Genomic DNA, 22,976 nt, shown 5'->3' on the forward strand with positions numbered 1-22,976 from the left:
CAAAGGAGAGGGCTGGATGACAAGACCCATTAAGCTGAGTTACCTATTAATGATTGCAGCTGCGGCTTCGGTGCACGCAGATGATAAAGGACTCCACTTATACAATTGGGAGGAGTTTATGTCGGAAAAAGTACTCGCTGACTTTCAATCTCAAACGGGTATTAAAGTGTTTCAGCAGTACTTCTCAGACGAGTCTATTCGTGATGAAGTGATTCTCAGTGAGAGAGGGCGATCATTTGATGTAGTGGTAGTAGAGAGTGTACGGTTGTCAATTTTGGCGGAGCAAGGACTGTTCACTAACATGCGTGAATTTCAACAATCGTTAGCGGCACGATTTGATGACCGCTGGCTGAAGGCTTGTGGAGACTATGGGATCCCTTACGCTTGGGGCACTACTGGGATTCTCTATCGAACCGATAGAGTGGAGACGCCAACATCGTGGGCAGCCCTTTATGCACCACAAGAAAGGTTGAAAGGCCGAATTGCGATGTATTATGAACCGACTGATCTTGTTGGAGGTGCAATGCTACTGGCTGAGCAAGACCCATTCTCTGACGATATAGATGCTTTGAAAAAAGTGTATCCAATACTGGAAAAGCAAGCTGGGTATCTGTATTCGAGTAACTATGTGCTTGAGTATCTATCTATGCCAAATAAGCTCGATGTCATTGATGTCGCGTTCGGTTATGGAGGGGATAGCTATGTGCTCAATGAGCATACTGAAGGAGAGCCTTGGGGTTATGTTGTTCCAGAAGAGGGAACGACTTTGTGGTTAGAGTGTCTTGCGGTTGTGCAAAAAAAGAATATCAATCCAGATACTTTTACTTTCATTGACTTCATTACCCAGCCAGATAACGCCGCAGTGAATGCTGAAGACGCATGGTTTTCGACACCTGTTTCCAAAGCGCGTGAGCTTACATCGTTAGAGTATTCTCAAGACCGAGAACTGTTTCCTCCCCAAAGCGTTATCGATCGAAGCTATATTTATCGAAGAATGTCAGAAGATGCACTAAGAATAAGAAATAGAATAACAGAAAGCTTGAGGAAGTAGATGTCCTTATATAAGAAGCTGAATTTATTACTTTTGCCTGCGCTGCTGCTTGTTTTTGTGAGCGTCGGTTACGTGGTATACCAACATCAGTTTGCACAACACAAACATTTAGTGCTGGATGACATTGTGAGTCGTGTGAATTCTGCTCTTTCCGCTTCAGAGTACGAACAGCTGAGCTTAGCTGGGCACGCTAATGATATTGCGACGTCACCACAATTCTTACGTTATATTCAAAACCCGAATGGGGCGAGTTTTCTATCTACGCTAGAGCACTCAATTTTGAAATCGCTTAATCAGAGCAAAAACGATCGTTTTGGTGTGAGACATGTTTTTATTTTGGACCCTGCTTTTGATCTCAACCTGTCCACCTACCGCACCAGTCCATTCGAAGACTTGTTGATACCGGACAAAATCTACAACATGGCTTTTGACACCTATACCAACCTGCTAAATAGTGGAAAATATGTTAATAGTGGCCAAATCTATACGTCATTGACAGGGGAGTTGCGCTATCTATATACCATTGCTGTAGACCCTTCGCTTGTATTGCGTGACCGCCGGGCACAACGTAACACCGACCGATATCTACTCATAGTAGATGGCCCTCTAGACCAGCTTTCCAATATTGTCACTGAGTATAAGAATAGTGACAGCACGATATTAAAGATAGAACCATTAAAAGTTTATGGCAGCGAGAATTCGAGCACTATGGAAATCGAAACAATGACAGAAGCAGAGGAAGGTATGTCAGTGTTGATGAAGAGTAGTCACTTTCAGGTCGAAGTCAATATTGCTGAAGAAGAATTTGATACCGCCAAAGCAAATATTATTTTTACAACATCGATTTATTTCAGCTTGGTGTTTATTGGTATTCTTATCGTGGTGCATATTGTGGTGCATAAGCAGTTAATATCGCCACTCAAACGACTGGTCAATGACGTCTCGGCAGGTGGTATGCAGTTACGATATTTCAAGCGATCTGATGGAAAGTCTGAAGTCGATCGCATCAAGAATGCTTATATCGACTCGTTAACAGAGCTGAAATTTGAAGCCGAATTCGACCAAGTTACTAAGCTAGCGAACCGCCGTTCTTTTTTTAACTATCTAGATTTACGCCTAGATAGTTACTCGAACCAAAACTGCTTTGTCGTTTGTTGGGACATAAAAGAGTTCAGGAAAATCAATGATCTGTATGGTACTGAAGTCGGTGATAGAGTGTTGGTCAAATTTGCTATCCAATTACGCCAAATGATCAGTGAGCACCAAGCTGCTTCGGGGTTTGGCTGTAACGATTATTCGATTGCGCGCTTTGGTGGGAATCAGTTTATTGCGATTGTTGAAATAGACGAGCCAAATCAACTTGTCGCACAAGTTAAAGAGTTTAATAAGTCGCTTTCTAGCAATCTATCAGTTGACTATTTTAACTTCAGAGCGAGAATGGCTACGGCGGTATTTCCTTTAGAATCAGTGGGTAACGATGAGCTCTGGCATAAAGGTATTACAGAGGCGATGCGTGAAGCGAAGTTGGACAGTAGCGATGTTAGTCTGTGCGTGTACAACCAAGAGCTTGTCGATAAGTTAGAGCGCCGAGACATGATCGCGAAAATGTTAGTGAAATGCTGTGACAAAGGGGATTTCAAACTGCGTTTTATGCCGATTTTTTGTGGTACTAACCTTAATATAGATGGCTTTGAAACGTTGATCTTTTGTCCAACCCTCAGAGATTTAGGGGTGGGGCCTGATGAGTTTATTCCAATCGCAGAGCAAAATAACCTAATCACAAAGATTGATTATTGGGTGATAGAAAATGCACTCAATTACTACAAGGAGTTGGTAGATAAAACGGATTACGAGGGGTCGATTTCAATCAACGTGTCAGCGCTTGAACTCTACAACCGTAAATTCGTTTGGAGTGTAAAGAGTGTGATTGAGCGCCTTGAGATTCCGTCTGAAAAAATTATTATTGAAATCACGGAAACCAGTTATGTCAAAAGCTCGAAGTTGACTATTGAGGTGCTTGGGCAATTGCGTGACATGGGCTTCAAGGTGTCTCTGGATGACTTCGGTACGGGTTATACAGCCTTTAATCAGTTATTACACTACCCTGTTGATGAGTTGAAGATTGATAAGAGCTTTATCGACAAGATCATTGAGCCGGGTAATGATAAGGAGATGGTGAACTCGATGATAGCGCTAGGACACTCATGTGGTTCGTTAGTGGTGGGAGAGGGTGTTGAAAGTGCTGAGCAATGCGAGTATCTGATCAATCACAACTGTGACCTATTGCAGGGATACTTTTTGAGTATGCCGTTAGAGGGCGATGAATTTTTAGAGTTTATCCAGAATTACGATCCCGCTGTCACTCTAGAAAAACTGCCAAATCAGGCAACCGTATATAACCTACGTCAAGGTCAATCGACACAAAACCAGAAGTCATGAATAACAATAAATCAACAGGTACCTCTAGGAACTGTCGGGTAACATGACATTGTCCGGTTAAGTTTTTGGTGTAATGAATTTGGATAGGAAATGAAAGAGATTTAGCAAGTGCTTTGTAGGACACTATGGGGCGCTTGGTATATTCGGTCTCTATATTGTTGGTTCTTAGAGGTTAAGGCAAATGGTAAACACATAACTATCAGGCCATGCTGGCTATCGTGTATCATCTCTAGATAGGGAAGTGAGATGGTCGAGAATCAAGCGTTTGGGCACTTGTTCAACTTTGATAGCCACATCTGAGATAAAGGTTAGGCTACCGACTTCGATTGGCTTTTCCATCTCAACCCTAATGGCTTTGATGATCTCTTTTTCTTGTTCACCCTCCTTGCAGTGACCAAGGACAATAAACTGCCTTCCACTGAATCGGTAACTTTGACAGCCTTTGGGCACAAGTTTAGACAGCTTGTCGGCGAGGTTAACGAGTACAATATCACCATAGTCCAGTCCGTACTTCTGGTTTATTTCATCTAAGTTACGCACTTGAAGTGACATAAGGTTGTAATTTTCATCTTCATGAGACGCATTTTTGACAAAACGCATCAAAGCAGAGCGGTCATGCAGTTTAGTTAGTGAATCACTGATGGTCACTTGATGACGGAAACGCGACTCAAAGATAAATATAATAATGACGGCAATGAACAAAATCGACAGTGCTGCAAGAGAGAGCCGATGCAATAGCAGTAACTCGTTCATCTCTTTAGTTTTTTGTTCAACGATAGGGCTCTGTAAGCGAAAATTTTCATTGATGAAATTGATGAGATCTTGGTATGTCAACTGTACCTTTTTCGACAGAAGGTTTGCGTTAATTTGCTGCGCTTCAACCAGTTTTATCGATGGCTCTAATGCCTTTAGTCTGTTGAACTCTTCATTGAAATAACTTTGAAAATTGGCCGCTTTTATGAAGTTAGCCGACTCTTGGCTATTCAGTAGAATATCAAAGCGACTCCATGTGATGTCGTAGGACAACCACAGTTGCTCGAAGTCTATTGGGTTACTGCGAGTCAGCATAAGAAAGTTAGAATACTCCTTCACCAGTTGAAAAACGAACCATGTCGCTTCGTTGTGACGACTAGTGAAGGCGGTATTGACGCGATCTATTCGGTCAACGGTTTTCAAGTTTACAACTAACACTATCGCGATGAGAATCGACAGTACAACTTTAGTAATATTAAGCGTTGAACCTTTGATCATAGCGATGCCCTTTAGAAATGGATCTCTTTAATTTGCCATATCATTTTTGCATGTGTGTCGGGTTCATTAATTTCTGGCCTATCTGACAACGGGTAGACGAGCCAATAAGGGCCTTTATCGCGAACCGACATCGCTTCACCATCTTTATATATCGCGAAGACAGGCTTTATCGCAGTAAAGTCTTCTGACGGGACGGTAACTTTGTAGTCGTTGAGTGCAACAAAGGTGATTTGCTCTGGCATAGTCAGATCGGCTTGTGAGATTAAATCTTGAACATAAATACCAGAGAACTCGGCACTTCCTTCAATCCAAGGCAGCTCAGTGTTTATCTGATGCTGTTCGAGTTCGAGAAGTTGCTCCTTAGTGAACGAGTGCTTGTTTCCCTCTTTATCGATTAACGTAAGGTCAAAAGACAACGCATTGAATGAAAGTAATGACAAAACTAGAGCCCATAATTTATACATAGAGAGTTCCTTGTAGAGTGGCTAACACTTTCAGTTTAGGACTCCAAATAGCGCTATGCCATCTTACCAGTAGTAATTTCTTTGTTTTAATCAATAACTAAACTTGGTTGAAGATAACAGGGCATTGGAAAAATTCTGAGTGATGACTAATCTTTAGAAGGGCATTTAGTTAGGAGAGGTGGTAGTGAAGCAATCGCAAATTCAATGGCCTGATTACTATCATCCCAAGAATTCACGTATCCATGTTAAAAATGAGATGGTGAGTGACAGTCGGCCAGAAAAAATCTGGCTGAGCATTGTCAACGCAGCGTGTTGGCCTGGGTGGCGGCATAGCCGAACGTCAGTACAGATGATTTCTGGTGATGCAGAGCGCCTAGAACGTGGCAGTATGTTTCTATGGAAGGCGGGTCTGTTGCGTTTCAAATGTACTGTGGTGGAATATGAGGAAAACCGAAGAATTGCATGGAAGGGGCGTCTTGGCGAATCAGAGATGTATCACGCGTGGCTGATCAATGAAACATCGTCAGGGTGCAAAGTCATTACCGAAGCCACACAGAGAGGCGGGATGACGTGGTTCACTCAACTCTATGCTCCCAGAGGGATCGAACGTTATCATCAAAAATGGTTAGAATGTTTGGTATCTGAAACAGGATGTAAAAAAAAATAGAGCTGCCTTTTCAGAGCAGCTCTATTTAGATATCAATTTTGCCTTGGTTAAGCTGAAACAACCCGCTTATAAAGGGTGTCTTTCATTACTGCTCTATCATGCTTAAGTTTGTGCATCTCGTCATCACCAATCGGAGCGCCATTCAGTTCGAGGGTGCGAATTTTTTTATCAAGGGCATCGTATTCCTTCATGCTATCCAGAAAATCGCTATCCGTCTCTTTCAACTTGTTGATGGCGGCTTCGTGCTCTGGAAAATCGTTAGTAAGAGAATGTACTTCACCTAGCATAGTGTCTCCTTTCGGTAACTGCGGATTGAAAGCGCTAATGATTTGAGTATAGATGACAAATCGAAATTTGCGTTTACTCAATCAGTGATTGTTGAGATGTATGATCGCAAGCACGCTTTAACGATTTTTAATGATATGCAACTAATGAAACTTCATACATTTCTGGGTTTAATCAAGCAAGTAGCCAAAGCAGTGAGCCCGTCGAGATGAACACCCAAAGTGACACGCCAAGAATCATTGGTTTAAGTCCGGCAGCTTTTAACTTGTCAATCGAGATAGCGCTACCAATTAAGAAAAGGCAGACAACTAAGGTCTGTTTAGCTATCGCGAAGATACTCTGATAGACCACTTCAAACTGCGGTAACCAATCACTCACTAAAATCGCAGCGCAGTAGAATAAGATGAAGTAGGGAATGGTCACTTTGCCGTTATCATTTTTGAATATCAGCGCACTAATAAATGCGACTGGCACAATCCAAAGCGCACGTGACAGTTTTAATGTTGTGCCAGTCACTAATGCCTCTTGGCCGTAAGCCGATGCTGCACCCACAACGGATGAAGTATCGTGAATAGCAATCGCAGCCCATGTGCCAAAAGTGGCTTGATCAAGGTCAAGTGCATGGCCAATTACAGGGAAGACAAACAATGCGATCGAGTTGAGAACAAAAATGGTGGCAAGAGCAAGACCAATAGGTTCGTCTTTGGCTTTGATGGCAGGTGCGACAGCAGCAATTGCACTACCGCCACAAATAGCTGTACCGGCAGAGATCAAGTAGCTCAAAACAGTGTCGAGCTTAAGTAACTTAGCGATAAGCATACCGACAATAAAGGTACTAAGAATACTAGTGACGATAAGTCCTAGGCCATTACCAGTGACGGCAAGCGCTTCTTGAAAATGGATACCAAAACCTAAGCCAACAATAGAGTAAGCCAACAGTTTCTTGGTCCACTTTCCGATGTCCATATTTTCAGGAACTAGCCCAAAACAGGAAAGTGCGAAACCTAAGATAAGCGCCAGCGGAGAGGTGATCCACGGCATCAAACAGAGTAGTCCAGCTGCGAAAAATAGTGTCTTTTTGTTCATGTGTCTCTACTTAAAGAACCATCCAAGTTTGTTCTTAAGGTCACTGTCCATGCGATAATGTTATTGGCTCTCACTATTTTGAGCTTGATTCGGTTACGAAACTCAGTGAGTAAGCTATCGGATGCGAAAATAGTACATGGAAACTTTGTTTAAATATATTTAAACTTACTTTATTAAGGTTAAGAAAAGCTAAACATGGCATCAAATATCACTATCAAGCAACTCAACGTTTTCGCCCATGTCTCTAAATATGGCACGTTAAGTGAAGCTGCTAGCCGTCTTTTTATTTCTAAAGCTGCGGTGAGCTTGGCTCTGTCGGATCTTGAAAAGCAGTTGGGGCATTCCGTGTTTGATCGTGTTAACAACCGATTGGTGATCAACCTGCAGGGGAAGCAGTTATTGCCGCTCGCCGATGAGTTACTGGCGCGATATACCGAAATAGAGAGTTTTGGCAACACACAAAGTCAGTTTAGTGGCTCTATAAAACTCGGTGCGAGCCAAACGATAGGTAACCATTTATTGCCTTATATGCTAGCGAACTTCAGTGAACAGCTTACTCAGTACGACGATCGTGAGAGAGGTGTTGATCTATTCGTAGACCCAGATATCAAGATTACTAACAACGATATTTTGTGTAGGCAGATACTCGAATATAAAATCGATATTGGCCTCACAGAAGGAGAGGTTAAGCACCCAGATCTTATTACCTTACCGTTTGGCGAAGATGAAATGGTCGTGATCTGCCCGCTAGATAACCAGTATGCGGGAAAGCGTAATGTTGATTTAACACAGCTTTCGGGAGAACGATGGCTGTTGAGAGAGCATGGCTCAGGAAGCCGGGACTATTTTCTGAATTATGTCGCGCCATCAATAGCGTTATGGCAAGAGGCTTATCAGTTTAGTTCGACAACCGCGATAATTAACGGGGTTTGTGCAGGTTTAGGCTTATCTTGTATGTCGAATCACTCATTAGAGTCGAGCCGTATCACCGATCAAATCGGTAAAATTTACTTACGAGAACCACTGCGTCGTCAATACTCGATAGTGATTCACAAACAGAAGTATCGTACGCCGCTACTCAATCGATTTATTGAGTTTGTTCAACGCTGGGATGTTTGAGCGTTATTACGTTAGCGTTTGCTTGAAAATAGCGATTGAATGACGCTGATCTCTTCGTCAGAAAGCAATGGTTGTTTTTTGCGATTTTTGTGTTGAGCGAGCTCTTTTTCCAAGCGGGCCATTTGCTCGCTGCTCATTCGCTTAACAAATGACATGAGTTCCTGAAACTTGGCTGTCTCTATTCGTGTGCTTTCCTTGTTTGCTATGTCGCTTCCCTTCATATCGATTGTCATCGCAGTCATTGACTTTGCCTGTTGCTTTAAAAATGAACACACAGGCTAAAGGGCGAATGTTCTCTAAACAACAATAGTATGACAAATTCGTGTCAGAATTTTCTGAGCATAATGAAAGGCTGGGGGAAGAAAAGAAAAAAACCTCCCGCATTATTGCGGGAGGGGACAAGTGTCCGATGCACTTCTAGACTGCCTCAATACCCTGCTAAGTAGCGGCTCACAAGGGAAGGCGTAATCTCACTCACGGACAAAATAACAGTCACGCTCGTTCTGAGTGAAATACTCGGGCACTACTATAAGGAAATAAGGTTGATATTCAGAAATGAATTATCTATTTTTTAGATATTCCAAAATGGAATTTCCTAAGTCTTCGATTTCAACGTGAAACAGTAGAGGTCTGAATGCAAGAGATAGATTGGCAAAAAGTTGACCTAAACCTGTTAAAGGTCCTCAGGGTGCTCATCGAAGAGCAAAATACAAGTAAAGCCGCTGAGAGGTTGTTTGTAGGTCAACCAGCGGTCAGTAAGGCTCTACAAAAGCTGAGAGTGACTTTCAATGATGAGCTGTTTATCAGAGAGCGGCATGGATTGATCCCTACGGCATATTGCCTTTCTTTGCAAAGTCAGCTTGGTGTTGTGTTCGAACAACTCGGCGAGTTAATTCGCCCTGGAGTAGCGTTCGATCCCAGGCACTGCACAAAAGAGGTGACTATCGCGTTGAATCCAATGTATTACCGACCTATAGTCGACGTGCTATACCCCCGACTGCGTGCGGCAGCCCCTCACGCAACGTTTCGCTTCGGACAATGGGGAACGGATACAGAAAACAAGCTGATCAATGGCCAGGTTGATGTCGGCGTCAACTTTTCTCCAATGGATATATCGACTTACATCCGATCAATACCGGTGGTTCAAGCGGAGTTCTATATTTGTGCCCCAAAAGGGGGGACTTTTTCTACTGATGGTGTGAACCACCAGTCACTTGCACAATCCCCTTTGGTCCTTTTGGTCATGCCAAGCTATGCCAATGTCAAAAGCATTGCTGAGCAATACATGTCAGAGACAGGAATCCCTTCAAAGGTGCTGTCTCGATGTGACAACTTAGAGGCCTGTTTCTCGATTCTCAAACATGAGGATGCTGGTCTACCAGTTGCGTCAATTGTTCGCTCGACCTTGCCGGATGAACTGGAGCTAGTTCAATTTAGCTCTGAGATTACTCTTCCTGAATACAACATTGCAGTCCATACGTCGTACTCCAATGTCCAAAATCCACTAAACCGTTGGCTATTGGATACCACTGCTGACGTTATCAGATCATTATGTGAACATTAGGTGTAAATTTGTCTATCCAACAACTTTTGAATGCGATTATTAGGCAAGATGACTACCCTTTGTTGAACTCAGCGCTGCTGGATAAGGGTTCAACTAAAGTGGTAAAAGCAGGGCAGTTTCTATTTAGGCAGGGTGATCACCCCGGACAGTTGAGTGTCGTACTAACAGGGTGGGTCGAGTTTTCTTACATAGATTTAGAAGGCAACTATGTCATCGTTGAAAGAACTACGGCAGGTCAGTGGTATGGAGATGGAAATTTTGTCGATGGTCAAGCTGTGCCATACTCTGCGTTAGTGTTAAACGATGTTACTGTTCTATCACTGCCGCACCCGCTTATTCGTGCAGATAAAAAACTCGAAGCAGAAGTGTATCGTCTTATTGCCAATAACGCGGTCGCTCGTTTAAGGATCATGTATCGTAAGTTTGACAGTATCGCGACTTTGCCAATTGAACAGCGGATCTTAGAGCGATTAGAGCAACTACAAGGCGCGAGCAACGTAGTAGAGATCACTCATGACGAATTGGCTTCTTACATAGGAACCAGTCGTCATAAAGTTTCTAGAGCGATGAAGCGACTTGATAATGATAATAAAATCAACCAGTTATATAAAAAGGTCGAAATAATTTAAATTTATCAGTTAGATTTCGCATGATGCGAAATCTATATCTCTCTTTGTCTATATCATTCTCGCATCCAACATAGAGGTGATACACGAATGAAAGAGACGATTCTCATTACTGCATTGGCGACCATTTTAGCTGCTCCTGTTTTTGCTGGTGCATCCATTTCTCAAGCTGATAATTCTGCTCTGGCAACACAGAACGAGCAGGCAGCGGCGATAGAGGAGGCGCGTTATAAGCGCCGGGCGATGGAGGCGGGTACTTGGTTTATGCCTCAGATTATGTACTACAGCATGGAACAAGGTGCATTTGAAACATTTGGCGGTGACGAGCTCACCATATATTACTACAGCAAACCTATGAACTGGCAAGCTCGTATGGTGACGGGTAACAACAAATCTCCTTATGTGCACACTTATCACGATCTGAGTAAAACCGGTCCTGTTGTCGTTGAAATTCCCGCAGCAACGGAAACTAATGCTTTTTTTGGCACATTTCTCGATAGCTGGCACAAGCCAATTGTTGATGTAGGTCCAGGTGGTGAAGATAGAGGACTTGGTGGCAAATACCTCGTCGTGCCAGCAGGTTATGAAGGTGATACTGAGGGTTATATTGTCGTGGAGCAAGAAACGAACAAGGGTTATATCTCTATTCGTTCTTTGACAGACAGCACTTCTGATGAGGATATGGCAAAGCACGTAGACTATGTACAGTCGATGAAAATGTATCCTCTTGGCGCACAAGATACCACGACTCAGTTCATTGACCTTTGGGGTAAAACTTATGAAGCAACGATTCCCTTTGATTTAAGATTTTGGACAGCAGCAGATTACATGGTTCAAAATGAAGTTATAAAGCAAGATGAAAAAGCATTTTATGGAATGATGAAGTCCCTGGGCATCGAGAAAGGAAAACGCTTTAACCCAAGTGAAAAGCAAGTGGATATGTTAATCGAAGCCGCTAAAGAGCTTCACCAAGAAATGATGCATGATGTTGCGTATTTTGCGCCAAAGCTTTGGCCAGAAACGTCTAATTGGACCATACCTGTTCCGATGGAGATGATGACAACAAACGCGACTTATGTTTCAGAGAATTGGAATGACTATCAGTCGCGTGGTGCAACGTTCTACTTTTACTTTGCTCCTCCGGCGTCACTGGCGGAGAGCAAATCAACAACTTATATCAAGGGAGCTTTGGATTCTGACGGTGTGAAACTTAATGGCGGGTCTGATTATCAAATTGTTATCCCAGCAGATGTTCCTGCAAAGCGCTTTTGGTCAATGTTGACTTATGCGACCAAAGATGGTGCTTACATTGAAAACGCAGATCCAATTGGTATTGCTTCCAATGAAAGCCAAGTGGTGATCAATAGCGATGGAACAACGACACTTACATGGTCAAGTCATTGTGAGGGTAAGGTAAATTGTATGCCGGTAATCGAAGGCGAAGAGTTTTTCACTTTATTCCGCCTATACGGCCCAGAAGCGGCATTCTTTGACAAAAGTTTTGCACTACCAGATATTGTAAAGCGATAACTGACCAAATATTCATGAACGTCTAGAACTTATGCCCCTGTTAATCAGGGGCATGTTGATCGTACGGGATGTCATTGAAAACTAACATGCCCAAAATCATAAGTGGATGGTTTCAAGTTGAAACAGCAGCCATATTTTTCGCTTACTGATGATAAGTTACTCATTACAAAAAATGGTGAAACAATGGTACAGGCGTACTCCAAGTGTGATCGCTCAGCTCTTTTACAAAAATACTTTGGCCTAGTCTTGTTGCGGATATAACGAGGCAGCACTATGCGCTTGATTAGGTCAATTTGGTTGAATTGGATAGATGTCGATGAACACCACTGAAAAACAAAAAATGCTTGCCGGCGAACCTTATGATGCTTGGGATGAAACGCTTTATGCAGAGCGAATTCAATGTCGTAAAACGTTACAGCATCTCAATAATGCTATTCCTGACACGCCAGAGTGGCGAGGGGCCATTGATGCCTTAATACCGAGTTCTGATAACGCTTATATCGAGCCACCTTTCCGCTGTGATTATGGGTACAACATCAAAGTGGGTAAGAACTTCTATGCGAACTTTAATTGCGTTGTGCTGGATGTGGGAGAAGTTCATATTGGAGATAATGTACTATTCGCACCGAATGTTCAGATTTATACCGCTGGTCATCCGTTGGACGTGAAAGGTCGAGTCGAAGAGGGCGTCGAGTTTGGCAAGGCCATTTCTATTGGTGACAATGTTTGGTTAGGGGGCGGTGTCATTGTTTGCCCTGGTGTCACTATCGGTGAAAACAGCGTGATAGGTGCAGGCAGTGTTGTCACCAAAGATGTGCCTGCAAACGTGCTTGCGGCCGGAAATCCATGTCGAGTGATACGTGGTATAGATAATGAATGAGAAAATGCGGTGATAGCCTCACTATCACCGCACTCTAGCCAACGCCTCTTTTATTATGAGGCTTTGTCGTTGTTGTCTTGCTCTTCCATTTCTGCCAGTTGTTTCTCAAGCTCTTGAATTCTAATTTCAGCTTCGAGCTCTGCTACGCGCTTTTCAGCATCGCTGCGATTATCTTTTTTCATACCGTCGGCAATCGAGTCAGTACGCTCGCTTTGACGTGAGTCGTCGAGATCTTTCATGCTACCGGATACCCCGCCTACAGCCGCACCTGCAGCGGCGCCTTTTGCGGCCAGTTCAGCATCGCCTGCTAGCGCACCCACAGTCGCACCTAATATGGCACCACCAACCGCGCCGCGATTTCGGGCAGCATGTTCATTGTCACTGTCCATATGGTTTGAAGCACAACCGCTTGCTAGCAATACGCCAGTAATAAGTGCTAGATTACGAATGACTTTAAAGTAAGTTTTCATTGCTGACTCTCTAAACCAAATTGATGGCGAAAGAATAAGCGAGGTCTCAGGATAAAACTATAAATGAAACTTTAGTTAATACATCACTCGTTGTTATGATTAAGGAATGATATGAGCAACAAGCCCACGTTATATTACGTTTATGACCCCATGTGTTCTTGGTGTTGGGGGTTTAAACCGACATGGAATAGGATTGAAGAACAACTCAAAAATAAGGTAGACATCCAATATGTGGTCGGTGGCCTCGCCGCAGATTCAGACGAACCAATGCCAATGCTCATGCGTGAGCAAATCGCGTCTTATTGGAAGAAAATAGAGAACCTACTGGGAACGCAGTTTAACTTTGATTTTTGGACGGTAAACACCCCTCGGCGCTCTACTTATCCTTCTTGCCGAGCTATGTTGGTTGCGAGAGGTGAAGGTCGAGAAAAGGCGATGTTGAACGCCGTACAAACCGCTTATTATTTGCAAGCGAAAAACCCAAGTGATGTGTCTGTGTTAGCGGATTGCGCCGAGAGTATAGGACTTGATAGAACGGCCTTTCTTGATGCTATTAAGTCTCAAGAGACGCAGAGTGCGCTTGTTGATGAACTACAGTTTGCTAGGAGTATTGGTGGTAATAGCTTTCCGTCACTATTTCTACAAACTAATAGTGGAGTGCGAGAGCTGGCTGTGGATTACCAGCAATCGCAAATCACAGTTGACCAGGTTAACGAACTCGTTTAAACCATTGTCGCCATGTGCCACCTAGCCTATATAACAGGAGCGAAAACAGGAGTAGGGAACAGCCTAAAATTTTCGTTGGTGGCATCTCTTCGGAATAAATCCAGATACTTAACAACACGGTAAAGACAGGCTCTAGTAACATCAAAATTGCCGCTGACGTCGGTTGTGCGTGTTTCTGCCCGACCGTCTGCATGACATATCGAATGCTGGTGGCGAGCAAGACACTAAGGGCAAACCACTTTATGGTGTCTGAGCTAACCGAGGTTGGCCACGTTTCAAACAAGGCGGAAAGGATGACGCCAACAATGCCTGCCGAGAAGAGCTGTATCGTAGTTAAAGTCAATGCGGGTATGGATGAAGCAAATTTACTGTTTAAGTTAAAATGAATCGCCAGAAATATCGCAGCACTCAAAAACAGTAATTGGCTTGACTCAAAGTTAAAGCTGCCATCATAAGACATCAAAAACAGCCCCACAACTGCGATGGGTAGGGACAACCAAAATAGCCTTGCCGGTCTGCTCCCAAACATTACCCAAGAAACGATAGGAACGAATAGCATCGAAAGGCTCATGATGAACGCGCCCTCACCTAGCGTATCACTGATAGAAATCGCATAGATCCAACAGAATATCGCTGAAGCTAAGACCATTCCGACTTTGAGCGCTGAACGTACATCTGATTTTGGTGTTTTGACTAAATTTTGAAAGCAGAATGGCACTAAAAATAGTGCGGCAATGATAAAGCGTGAACCAATAAACAGAATGGGCGGCAACCCCTGAATCGCTTCTTTTGAAAACACCCAGCCAGCGGCTGCTAAAATGGTGGTGAGAAAGATGATAATGTCGCCTTTGTACTTATGAATCATGATCTTTTATATGGATGGCAGGTATGTAAATGATACCTGATGTCGTATAGACGACCTATGATTAATGGTGTCATCTCAACATATTATTTGTGAGGTTTATTCATGTTTAACAAAGGCAGCAGATATGACTGAGCGTTACCTTCCGACCAATCGAGCAGCACGATTCAGCAAGTTTGCATCGCTCGCAACGCGGGTTGCAGGCAATGTGATTGCTGAAGGCTCGAAGCAATGGATCAAAGGTGAAAGACCCAGTGCTCGTGACTTAGTGCTTACCCCTCAAAATATAGGTCGATTAACAGACCAACTTGCGTACCTTAGAGGAGCGGCTATGAAGCTTGGGCAGATGCTGTCGATGGACGCGGGCGACCTTATTGAACCAGAACTGGCAGAGATCTTATCTCGATTGCGCTCTAAAGCAGATCCGATGCCTTCAAAACAGCTGGCGAAAGCGATGACCGATGGGCTGGGGGCGCATTGGAAGCAGCAGTTTCTTGCATTTAATTTCAAACCCGTGGCGAGTGCTTCGATTGGTCAAGTTCATCACGCTTACAGTGACGAGGGTGAAGAGCTAGCGGTGAAGGTTCAATATCCTGGTATCAGAAAAAGCATCGATAGTGATGTTGACAATGTAGGGACGCTTCTCAACGTGGTTGGTTTAATTCCCAAGGGCGTTAACTATAAGGACTTGCTCGAAGAGGCAAAAAAGCAGCTCCACGATGAAGCGGATTACCAAAGGGAGGCAAGATTTGCTGGCCAGTATCGTGATCTCTTACTCGATGACGCAGAGTTTGTCGTGCCTAAGATGTTTAACACTGGTACTAGCGAAACCGTGTTAGCAATGCAGTTTCTCAATGGCATTGAAATAGAGTCTCTTGTGGATAGTGAGCAAGAGACGAGAGATTTTGTGATGACTAAGCTGCTTGGTTTGTTGTTTCGTGAGATTTTCGAATTTCGTTTAGTGCAAACCGATCCCAACTTTGCAAACTACCTGTATCTTCCCTCAAGTCATCAAATCGGTCTGTTAGATTTTGGTGCAACGCGAGAATATGATGAACGGATAAGTGAAGGCTACCGCAAGGCCTTTTCGTCAGTCGTAAATGACAACACCGAAGGGTTAAATGCTGCCCTTGAGCAAATCGGATTCTTTAGTCAGGAAATTAAACCCGAACAGCGTCAAGCAGTTCTGAACCTTGTCTCTATGGCTTGTGAGCCTATGCTGCACAATGGCGCTTATGATTTTGCCGCTGGTGGGTTAGCGCAAAGACTTCGAGAAGCAGGGACTGTGTTGAGTATGGAGCAGAACTATTGGCATACACCGCCGGCCGATGCGCTGTTTTTACATCGAAAAATTGGTGGGTTGTATTTGTTGGCAGCGCGTTTGAAAGCGAAAGTCGATATTCAGTCGTTGGTGCAAAAGTATCTCATATTGGAAGGCTAGATATTGAAAGGGCGCTACGAATAGCGCCCTTGGAGTATCTATGCTGCGATTAGAAAACGAAATTGACCATGATGGTGTACATGTTTGCAGTGCTATCTTCTAACTCATCGCCTGGTCCGAGAGTAAATGCACCACTACCCGTATGCGTTTTGAATGTTTGCCATTCTGCATTAATTGATACGTTGTAAAGTAGGTCGTATCTGGCACCAAGCATGAAGCTATTGGAAGACTTTTCATCGTCGACATACTGTTGTCCAAAATAGCTGTATGGTGTCAACTTACCTAAATTGTATTCCGCTCCTACATACCAAGATCCTCGCTCCTCATTTTTTTGCGCTTCCATAGAGAAGGTAGCTTGACCCCACTCATATTCACCACCTAAAGCGTAAAGCTGAACGTGTTCATCTGTTACTAAGTCATCAATAGGTACTGGAACAAGGGTGTTAAAAGGACCGACAGGTCTGTAAATTTGCCCCAAAGCTCTGACGTCGTATGTCGAATCTAAATATGTCGCATTAATACGGTAGTTGTCACCGCTTAATACAGCATTGAGGCCCCAGACTTGTCGTGTTTCAAACTCCAGCCTAAAATTGTTGGTGAACTTTACAGAGTTTTCATCCTTAAAGCCGTAAAACGGTGTTAGGGTTAAACCAAGTTCATCATTTATTTCAGTATTCCAGATAACACTCAATCCATTAAATGCTGTAATTCCTAATACACTATTGTAAATCTCAGTTGGAGGACGAGCAGGAGTGTAAGCGTGTCCAACATAATAATACTCAGATGCCAAAAACAGCGGCAACCTTAATCGACCACCACGAAACTCAAAGTCTCCCCATTCATAGCCCAAATAAGCCCACTCAAGCTCAGGACTACTCCAATCGTCTTGAGGTCGTTTAACCACTTGAGCCGAGGCCTTGAACGATTCATAGTAAAAATCGAGTTGAAGACCAAAGGTGGTATCACAGTCAAAACAGTTGCTGTCGTCAATGTATCGATTGACAAGGAGTGGGGTCGAGTTATCAGAAGTCGCCCATGAAGTACTACCAAAACCACTCAGTGATAGATTGTCTGTAAGTTCGATGGCGGCAAAGGACTGTAAAGGGATAAGCCAGCATGCTAACGGGATAATTTTCTTGTTCATATTATTTCTCCGAGCCAACGACATAGATGACATTTGCATTAGAAGGAACTTGATCGAGTGGGACGTAGCCAATGCGTCCGGGATCGTCATCTAGCCAATCGATAATGCTACTGGCATCGCCGCCTGCGACTTTGGGCGGGCGAGCTTTACCTGAAAACGATAGGCTGGCCCAATGTGCATTCATTTGGGCAACCGTCTTTCCGAGTAGCTCTTGGTAAAAGTCATTTCTAACACTTGCACCCTCAGGCCAGTCAGAGAGCTCGATTCTTTCTCCTTGAAGTTTTTTCGTCTTGCCTCGGTAGAGCTTCTTAGCCTTGCTTGCTGATAGCGGTTCAAGCTCTTGGTTGAACGATATAATCGCATACTGATCAGATGCAGATAGGGCATAGGATGACGATAATGAGCTAATGACCAGTAACACTGCAAAGCTGGTGGCTCTTTTGTATAAACGTGATGGTTTCATATTGTCTACCATTGCTTTCCCTCCCTATACGACGACGCTTTGCATTTGTTGGAGGAGATTTTCTTTTTTAATCGGTTTTGGTACGTAAGCATCCATACCCGAATCAAAACACTTTTGTATATCATCATCGATGACACTGGCGGTTAAGGCGATGATAGGTGTGCGGCCTAAACCTCGCTCTAGCTCGTAAGCACGAATCTCTTTAGTGGCATCGTAGCCGTCTTTGATGGGCATCATGCAGTCCATGAGGATGATGTCGAAATCACCTTCATTCATATAGGTATTGATCGCTTCTTGGCCGTTATTGGCAATTTGATATTGGTAACCGGCTTTTTCAAGGAACAAGCTTGTGACCATCTGGTTGACACGATTGTCTTCAACTAACATGACACGCTCGGAGCGTTCAAAATCTGGCGTGGGTGAAGGGGCTTCTGCTTTAGGCGCTTTAACGGGTACTGCCGGAGTATCGACTTGCACTTTAGACTCATCTCGTACATCAGATACAGGCACTGTATGGGTGGGAAGTTCAGGCGCGAGGGTGGCGAGAGCATCGAATACTTTCTCTTTTAGCTGATTACCTTTAAACGGCTTCTGCACGTAACTGTCCATACCCACATCGAAGCAACGTTGGATATCATCATCCACGACACTCGCTGTAAGCGCGATAATTGGTACACGTGGTGTGTTTGTTGCAATTTCCCACTGACGAATCTCTTCGACTGCTTCAAAGCCATCTTTGACTGGCATCATACAGTCCATGAGCAATAAGCAGTATTGGTTGCCCGCCACCAACATGTCGACCGCTTCTTGACCATTGTTCGCAATGTCGTATTCAAAACCAAGACGACCAACATGCAGGCTCGCAATTTTTTGATTCACTTTATTGTCTTCAACGATGAGGATCTTTTCCAACGTTTCAGTTTTGCTTGTTGGGCTATAACTTTGTGCTAACGTTGCTTTTTCACAGATGTCGAGTGCTTTGACTAGACGTAATCCATAGAGTGGGTTGGTGACTAGCGCAGAGATACTATTCCCAAAATCATAATTGCCACTCGCGAAGTGCTGAACGACACACACATGATTGTTACTGTTTTCGAGTTGCTGCAGATGTGCAATATTTCGACTTGCTTCACTCGGAGCACTTTCGCCGAAGACAACAATGTGGTTATTTAAATCATCAGGCAGTTCAGTAAGCGAAGCATACTGCTGTTTTATCGGGAACTTGTAGACACGACTTTCTTCCATCAGAGCGGTTGTAATCTCCTGCGAGCTACTCACTAGAACAGTCGGGGTCGTAATTGTGCGTTTTGGCGTGTATTCTTGTTTATCAACGTCGAGTTCGAGCGTGAAGAAGAAGCGGCTACCGACACCTTTTTCAGATTCAAGCTGGATTTTACCCCCCATGAGTTCGACCAACTGAGTACTTATCGCAAGCCCTAGTCCAGTGCCGCCAAACTGGCGTGTCGTTGAGCTGTCTTCTTGAGAGAAGGGTTCAAAGATTTTTCGCTGCTGCTCTTCGTTAATACCAATACCTGAGTCTTTTACTGAAAACTCGACGGTTACGGTGTTGTCTTGTATCGCTTTACAGCAAATAGCAAGGTCCACAGAGCCCTCACTGGTAAATTTAACGGCGTTAGACATAAAGTTCATCAGCACCTGACTTAAACGGTGATCATCCACCATTAAGCTATAAGGAAGGGTTGGACTGATATCGATATTTAGGTCTACCTCTTTTTCTTTGATTCTCGGCATCACAATAGAGGCTAAGTCGTAAATCGTCTCACGCACACAGCTAGCGTGTGGACTGACGATCAGCATCCCTGACTCAATTTTTGAGAAGTCGAGAATGTCGTTGATTAAGGTAAGAAGTAGGTGCGAAGAGGTTTCGATGGTATCGACATATTCTCTTTGCGTGGCGGTAAGGTCAGTGTCTGCAAGTACCTCTGAAATACCAATCACACCGTTGAGGGGCGTACGGATTTCGTGTGACATGTTGGCAAGGAAACTACTCTTGGCTTTGCTTGCCATGATCGCATCATCTTTGGCTTGCTCCGCTACTTCAATAGCATGCACTAGGTTATCTTGTGCGTGCTTGCGCTCGATGGTCAGGCGTTCGACTTCAGAGGCAAAGGTATTAAGTTCATCTTTGCCTTTGATGTGAGAGGTTAGCTTTTGTCCATCGGGTGTCTGCTCATTTTGTAGGAATTCGAGTACCAAGTACAAGTTCTTGGTCATATGGCCCGAAAAACGCACGGTAATAACCACCACCGCTAATACAAGTAAAGCGATGGCAATAATGAAAAAAGTCGCCTGTTGCAGTGCTGAAGTCACATTTGCTTCGACATCTGCTCTTAGCTGCGCCTCAATATTGTCTGCGACGGCATTGAGTAGGGTTTGGCGTTGGTGAAGAACCGTGAAGCCTTTACTTGCATCTTCAGCGCTCACTTGAGCAATAGCGTCATTAGAGAGTAACTTTTGTAGAAACTCTCGCCCTTGTGAGAACACTTCATTTCCAAACACCGTTAACATCATTTCTATCTGTTGTTCGTCGGCATTAAGTGCTATGAAGCGCTCGAGTGATAGTTGCTGATTTTGGACTAAGGCTTGGATTTCTTCTGCTACATCAGGATCATACTCAGCTTCAATTCGATAGGCGTCATAGAGTAAGTGGCTGAGAGCATTTTCTTGAATCCCCCATAAAACTAACCATTCGATCTTGATTAGTGCATCGAGGTCCTGCTTGATATCTTGTGGTGCATCGCCAAAAGAGAGTGACTCAACAGCGAATAAGTACTCTTTGATCACATCAATTTGTGACTCTATCGCATCGTATTTGTCGAAAGCATCTTCCCCTTCATAGAGAGAAAAATAAGCTTCGGGCATTTCAGGAAGGCGCTCACTAAGATTTGAGTCCGCAGCAAATAGCCGCTCAAGCAAAGGTAGCTTTTGAGCGTGTTGAACGGTTAAATTCTCAAGGGCCGCTTCAAGGGGTTGTGTTTCAGGCGACGTGATGATGGTCGTCGAAAGATGGTCGATAAAATGAGTCGCTGCATTTACATTTTCGAGATCCACAACACGTTTTTGTAAGGTGATTGCTTGTTGAAAAGCGAGCGCACACAGTAAAAAAATCGGTAATAAGACTAATCCGATGAGTTTGTATCTCACCGATAAGTTATGCCAAAACGCCATAGATAACACCAATTTACAATCCGTTGTTTTGAGTTTACCTTCACAGCATAGAACAGAAAATCTCAGTTTTTAGAAAAAAACTTAAAAATTACCCTGTGTTTGCTATAGTTGTGAAAGTGAGACGGATAAGTGACTCAAAAGTGAATAAAACGTTAATTGGCTTCGGTTGGCTTACGCTTTTGAGATTTGCGCACGAGTACAATCACAAGATATTCCCCACAAGAGGGAAGCAGACTATGAAAATCTATTGGATTATTATGACTTTAGGGTCACTGGTAGATTTGTCTAATTAAACGCTAAATCGACGTTCTGTCAAGTCGGCCAGGAAGGGACTTGCAGAGTCAATACAAAAAGAAACGTCAGCTCAGGGGGCAATATGGATATTAGTAGTCGATGTAAAAAAGCAGGAGAGCCAAGAAATACTTTGGCAGTGCAACGGCAGGCGCAAAAAGAGAGTGTTCGTCCTAGCGACCCTTACTCCCAATACATATCAGACATTGTTGGTATAGATTTACTCTCTCCAGAAGAGGAATTTACCTATGCCAAACTCAACAAAGAAGGCGATCTTGAAGCGAGAGATAAGCTGATAGAATCGAACCTACGATTGGTGGTGAAAATAGCTAAAGGTTACACCAAGCGAAACTTAGGTAATCTCAACTTGCTCGATCTAATCGAGGAGGGAAACATTGGGTTGATGAAAGCAATTACGAAGTTTGACCCAGATCTAGGTTATCGCTTCTCAACCTACGCGGTGTGGTGGATCAGAGAAAGTATTGACTCTGCTCTCATGAATACAAGCCGTACAGTGCGCATTCCCGTTCATGTAGTAAAAGAGATCAATCGCTTAGCCTCTAAAAGCAATGCTATCTCAAAAGACACTGCTCACGTATCATCAATGACAGAATTAGCGCAACAATCTGAACTGCCACTTAACAAGGTTGATAGCTTGGTGAAGTTGAGTGGTTTTATTGAGACCTCGACGACTGCTGATGTATTGGCCAGACCGTTGACACTTGATGAGTGTGAGAGCGAAAGCTGCATTGACCCTCAAGACTCTTTTCAAGATGATGAATTTGTGGCGTCACTAGAAGGTGTGATAGATGCTCTACCAGAGAAGCTTAAAACTATTTTGATCCATCGTTATGGCTTGTTTAGTCAGCCCGCCATGACACTCGCAGCGTTGGGCTCAAAAATGGGAATCTCTAATGAGAGAGTTCGTCAGTTGCAGATTGAAGCGATTGATAAAGTTCAAAAACGACTTGCCAATGATGGTTGGACGTAAGAAGAGTTGTCGTTACAATGTAACAAGAGACCTACGGGTCTCTTTTTAGTTTCTGTTGAGGGTTGGGTCCGCCAACGTCAGGAGCTTGATAAGCTCGTCTTTACTGTCTTGCCCGTGTTGCCAATTTTCTACAATAGCGGTTAAAGCACAACGATATTCTAAAGACTTCATTAAAAAAAGCAGGGTCCCTTCGTAACGTTCTTTTCTATCGAACGTAGCTTTTGAGGGATTGTGGAGTGCAGATAAAAAACCTTCCGAATACCATATTTCAATCAGCTCTTTGATTTCGTTTAAAGCACGAGTCGATAATTCGATATTGACGCACACGTCACGACAACTCTGCTCTTGATTGCTCTGTTTCTGCATCCTAGCACCAGGTGGGGGAATATTAATGGTCAATATATTGACTATTCTATTAATGGTCAACTGCTTATCAC

General features: G+C 43.6%; 22 protein-coding genes. 11 read left to right on the plus strand and 11 right to left on the minus strand.

The features are described 5' to 3' along the window. Positions 1 to 16 precede the first annotated feature (16 nt). Positions 17 to 1,051 (plus strand): ABC transporter substrate-binding protein, encoded by a 1,035-nt coding sequence (locus tag QWZ05_RS01625; RefSeq protein WP_264875612.1) that lies wholly within the window; start codon positions 17 to 19, stop codon positions 1,049 to 1,051. Beyond that, entirely contained in the window at positions 1,052 to 3,490 is a 2,439-nt protein-coding gene (locus QWZ05_RS01630; protein ID WP_264875611.1) for a putative bifunctional diguanylate cyclase/phosphodiesterase, read from the plus strand. Positions 3,491 to 3,703: 213 nt separating this feature from the next. Here the strand turns inward: QWZ05_RS01630 and QWZ05_RS01635 are convergent, their stop codons facing one another. Both QWZ05_RS01635 and QWZ05_RS01640 read right to left on the minus strand, forming a co-directional pair. Continuing rightward, positions 3,704 to 4,741, minus strand: a complete 1,038-nt coding sequence (locus QWZ05_RS01635) for a GGDEF domain-containing protein (protein WP_264875610.1) — start codon at positions 4,739 to 4,741, stop codon at positions 3,704 to 3,706. Between the two features lie 11 nt (positions 4,742 to 4,752). Further along, positions 4,753 to 5,205 (minus strand): putative pterin-binding protein, encoded by a 453-nt coding sequence (locus tag QWZ05_RS01640; protein ID WP_264875609.1) that lies wholly within the window; start codon positions 5,203 to 5,205, stop codon positions 4,753 to 4,755. A 184-nt stretch (positions 5,206 to 5,389) separates the two neighbouring features. Here QWZ05_RS01640 and QWZ05_RS01645 point away from each other — a divergent pair, with 184 nt between their 5' ends. Next, a complete protein-coding gene (locus tag QWZ05_RS01645) occupies positions 5,390 to 5,872 on the plus strand; it encodes an SRPBCC family protein (protein ID WP_264875608.1) in 483 nt (160 codons plus the stop codon). A 47-nt stretch (positions 5,873 to 5,919) separates the two neighbouring features. On the opposite strand, the gene QWZ05_RS01650 is transcribed toward QWZ05_RS01645, so the two are convergent. Together QWZ05_RS01650 and QWZ05_RS01655 are read right to left on the minus strand one after the other, a co-directional pair. After that, the gene (locus tag QWZ05_RS01650; RefSeq protein ID WP_264875607.1) at positions 5,920 to 6,159 is read right to left on the minus strand and encodes an HP1242/YdcH family protein; all 240 of its coding nucleotides are present in this window, start codon (positions 6,157 to 6,159) and stop codon (positions 5,920 to 5,922) included. 172 nt (positions 6,160 to 6,331) lie between these two features. Continuing rightward, positions 6,332 to 7,243, minus strand: coding sequence for a YeiH family protein (locus QWZ05_RS01655; RefSeq protein ID WP_264875606.1), 912 nt, complete (start codon positions 7,241 to 7,243; stop codon positions 6,332 to 6,334). A gap of 195 nt (positions 7,244 to 7,438) precedes the next feature. Between QWZ05_RS01655 and QWZ05_RS01660 the strand changes: the two genes are divergently transcribed. Then, a complete protein-coding gene (locus QWZ05_RS01660) occupies positions 7,439 to 8,362 on the plus strand; it encodes a LysR substrate-binding domain-containing protein (protein WP_264875605.1) in 924 nt (307 codons plus the stop codon). An 11-nt stretch (positions 8,363 to 8,373) separates the two neighbouring features. Here the strand turns inward: QWZ05_RS01660 and QWZ05_RS01665 are convergent, their stop codons facing one another. Next, entirely contained in the window at positions 8,374 to 8,604 is a 231-nt protein-coding gene (locus tag QWZ05_RS01665; protein ID WP_264875604.1) for a hypothetical protein, read from the minus strand. 392 nt (positions 8,605 to 8,996) lie between these two features. Here QWZ05_RS01665 and QWZ05_RS01670 point away from each other — a divergent pair, with 392 nt between their 5' ends. The 4 genes from QWZ05_RS01670 (at position 8,997) to QWZ05_RS01685 (ending at position 12,962) form a co-directional block, all read left to right on the plus strand. Next, positions 8,997 to 9,926 carry a LysR family transcriptional regulator gene (locus tag QWZ05_RS01670; RefSeq protein ID WP_264875603.1) on the plus strand — a complete coding sequence of 310 codons (930 nt, stop codon included), beginning with the start codon at positions 8,997 to 8,999 and terminating at the stop codon, positions 9,924 to 9,926. An 8-nt stretch (positions 9,927 to 9,934) separates the two neighbouring features. Beyond that, entirely contained in the window at positions 9,935 to 10,555 is a 621-nt protein-coding gene (locus QWZ05_RS01675; RefSeq protein ID WP_264875602.1) for a Crp/Fnr family transcriptional regulator, read from the plus strand. 87 nt (positions 10,556 to 10,642) lie between these two features. Then, entirely contained in the window at positions 10,643 to 12,082 is a 1,440-nt protein-coding gene (locus tag QWZ05_RS01680; protein ID WP_290296145.1) for a DUF1254 domain-containing protein, read from the plus strand. A gap of 316 nt (positions 12,083 to 12,398) precedes the next feature. Next, on the plus strand, positions 12,399 to 12,962 hold the full coding sequence (locus tag QWZ05_RS01685) for a sugar O-acetyltransferase (RefSeq protein ID WP_264875600.1): 564 nt from the start codon (positions 12,399 to 12,401) through the stop codon (positions 12,960 to 12,962). A gap of 53 nt (positions 12,963 to 13,015) precedes the next feature. Here QWZ05_RS01685 and QWZ05_RS01690 read toward each other — a convergent pair whose 3' ends face one another. After that, positions 13,016 to 13,432, minus strand: coding sequence for a YMGG-like glycine zipper-containing protein (locus QWZ05_RS01690; RefSeq protein WP_264875599.1), 417 nt, complete (start codon positions 13,430 to 13,432; stop codon positions 13,016 to 13,018). A gap of 111 nt (positions 13,433 to 13,543) precedes the next feature. Here QWZ05_RS01690 and QWZ05_RS01695 point away from each other — a divergent pair, with 111 nt between their 5' ends. Beyond that, a complete protein-coding gene (locus tag QWZ05_RS01695; protein WP_264875598.1) occupies positions 13,544 to 14,158 on the plus strand; it encodes a DsbA family protein in 615 nt (204 codons plus the stop codon). Here the strand turns inward: QWZ05_RS01695 and QWZ05_RS01700 are convergent. Next, complete coding sequence (locus tag QWZ05_RS01700; RefSeq protein ID WP_264875597.1) at positions 14,142 to 15,023, minus strand: DMT family transporter; 882 nt, start codon at positions 15,021 to 15,023, stop codon at positions 14,142 to 14,144. The two genes, QWZ05_RS01695 and QWZ05_RS01700, sit on opposite strands and share 17 nt — an antisense overlap. 124 nt (positions 15,024 to 15,147) lie before the next feature. On the opposite strand from QWZ05_RS01700, the gene QWZ05_RS01705 reads away from it, so the two are divergent. Next, positions 15,148 to 16,461 carry an ABC1 kinase family protein gene (locus QWZ05_RS01705; protein WP_264875596.1) on the plus strand — a complete coding sequence of 438 codons (1,314 nt, stop codon included), beginning with the start codon at positions 15,148 to 15,150 and terminating at the stop codon, positions 16,459 to 16,461. A gap of 49 nt (positions 16,462 to 16,510) precedes the next feature. On the opposite strand, the gene QWZ05_RS01710 is transcribed toward QWZ05_RS01705, so the two are convergent. Genes QWZ05_RS01710 through QWZ05_RS01720 form a run of 3 tightly spaced genes read right to left on the minus strand, consistent with a single transcriptional unit; the run spans position 16,511 to position 21,257 of the window. Beyond that, positions 16,511 to 17,605 carry a porin gene (locus tag QWZ05_RS01710; RefSeq protein WP_264875595.1) on the minus strand — a complete coding sequence of 365 codons (1,095 nt, stop codon included), beginning with the start codon at positions 17,603 to 17,605 and terminating at the stop codon, positions 16,511 to 16,513. Between the two features lies 1 nt (position 17,606). Next, entirely contained in the window at positions 17,607 to 18,080 is a 474-nt protein-coding gene (locus QWZ05_RS01715) for a hypothetical protein (protein WP_264875594.1), read from the minus strand. A gap of 12 nt (positions 18,081 to 18,092) precedes the next feature. After that, positions 18,093 to 21,257 carry a response regulator gene (locus tag QWZ05_RS01720; RefSeq protein WP_264875593.1) on the minus strand — a complete coding sequence of 1,055 codons (3,165 nt, stop codon included), beginning with the start codon at positions 21,255 to 21,257 and terminating at the stop codon, positions 18,093 to 18,095. Positions 21,258 to 21,633: 376 nt separating this feature from the next. Between QWZ05_RS01720 and QWZ05_RS01725 the strand changes: the two genes are divergently transcribed. Next, the gene (locus QWZ05_RS01725) at positions 21,634 to 22,539 is read left to right on the plus strand and encodes a sigma-70 family RNA polymerase sigma factor (RefSeq protein WP_264875592.1); all 906 of its coding nucleotides are present in this window, start codon (positions 21,634 to 21,636) and stop codon (positions 22,537 to 22,539) included. Positions 22,540 to 22,584: 45 nt separating this feature from the next. On the opposite strand, the gene QWZ05_RS01730 is transcribed toward QWZ05_RS01725, so the two are convergent. Further along, positions 22,585 to 22,905 (minus strand): hypothetical protein, encoded by a 321-nt coding sequence (locus tag QWZ05_RS01730; RefSeq protein WP_264875591.1) that lies wholly within the window; start codon positions 22,903 to 22,905, stop codon positions 22,585 to 22,587. Between the last annotated feature and the right edge of the window lie 71 nt (positions 22,906 to 22,976).

It is taken from the genome of Vibrio agarivorans (assembly GCF_030409635.1).
Lineage (GTDB): Bacteria > Pseudomonadota > Gammaproteobacteria > Enterobacterales > Vibrionaceae > Vibrio > Vibrio agarivorans.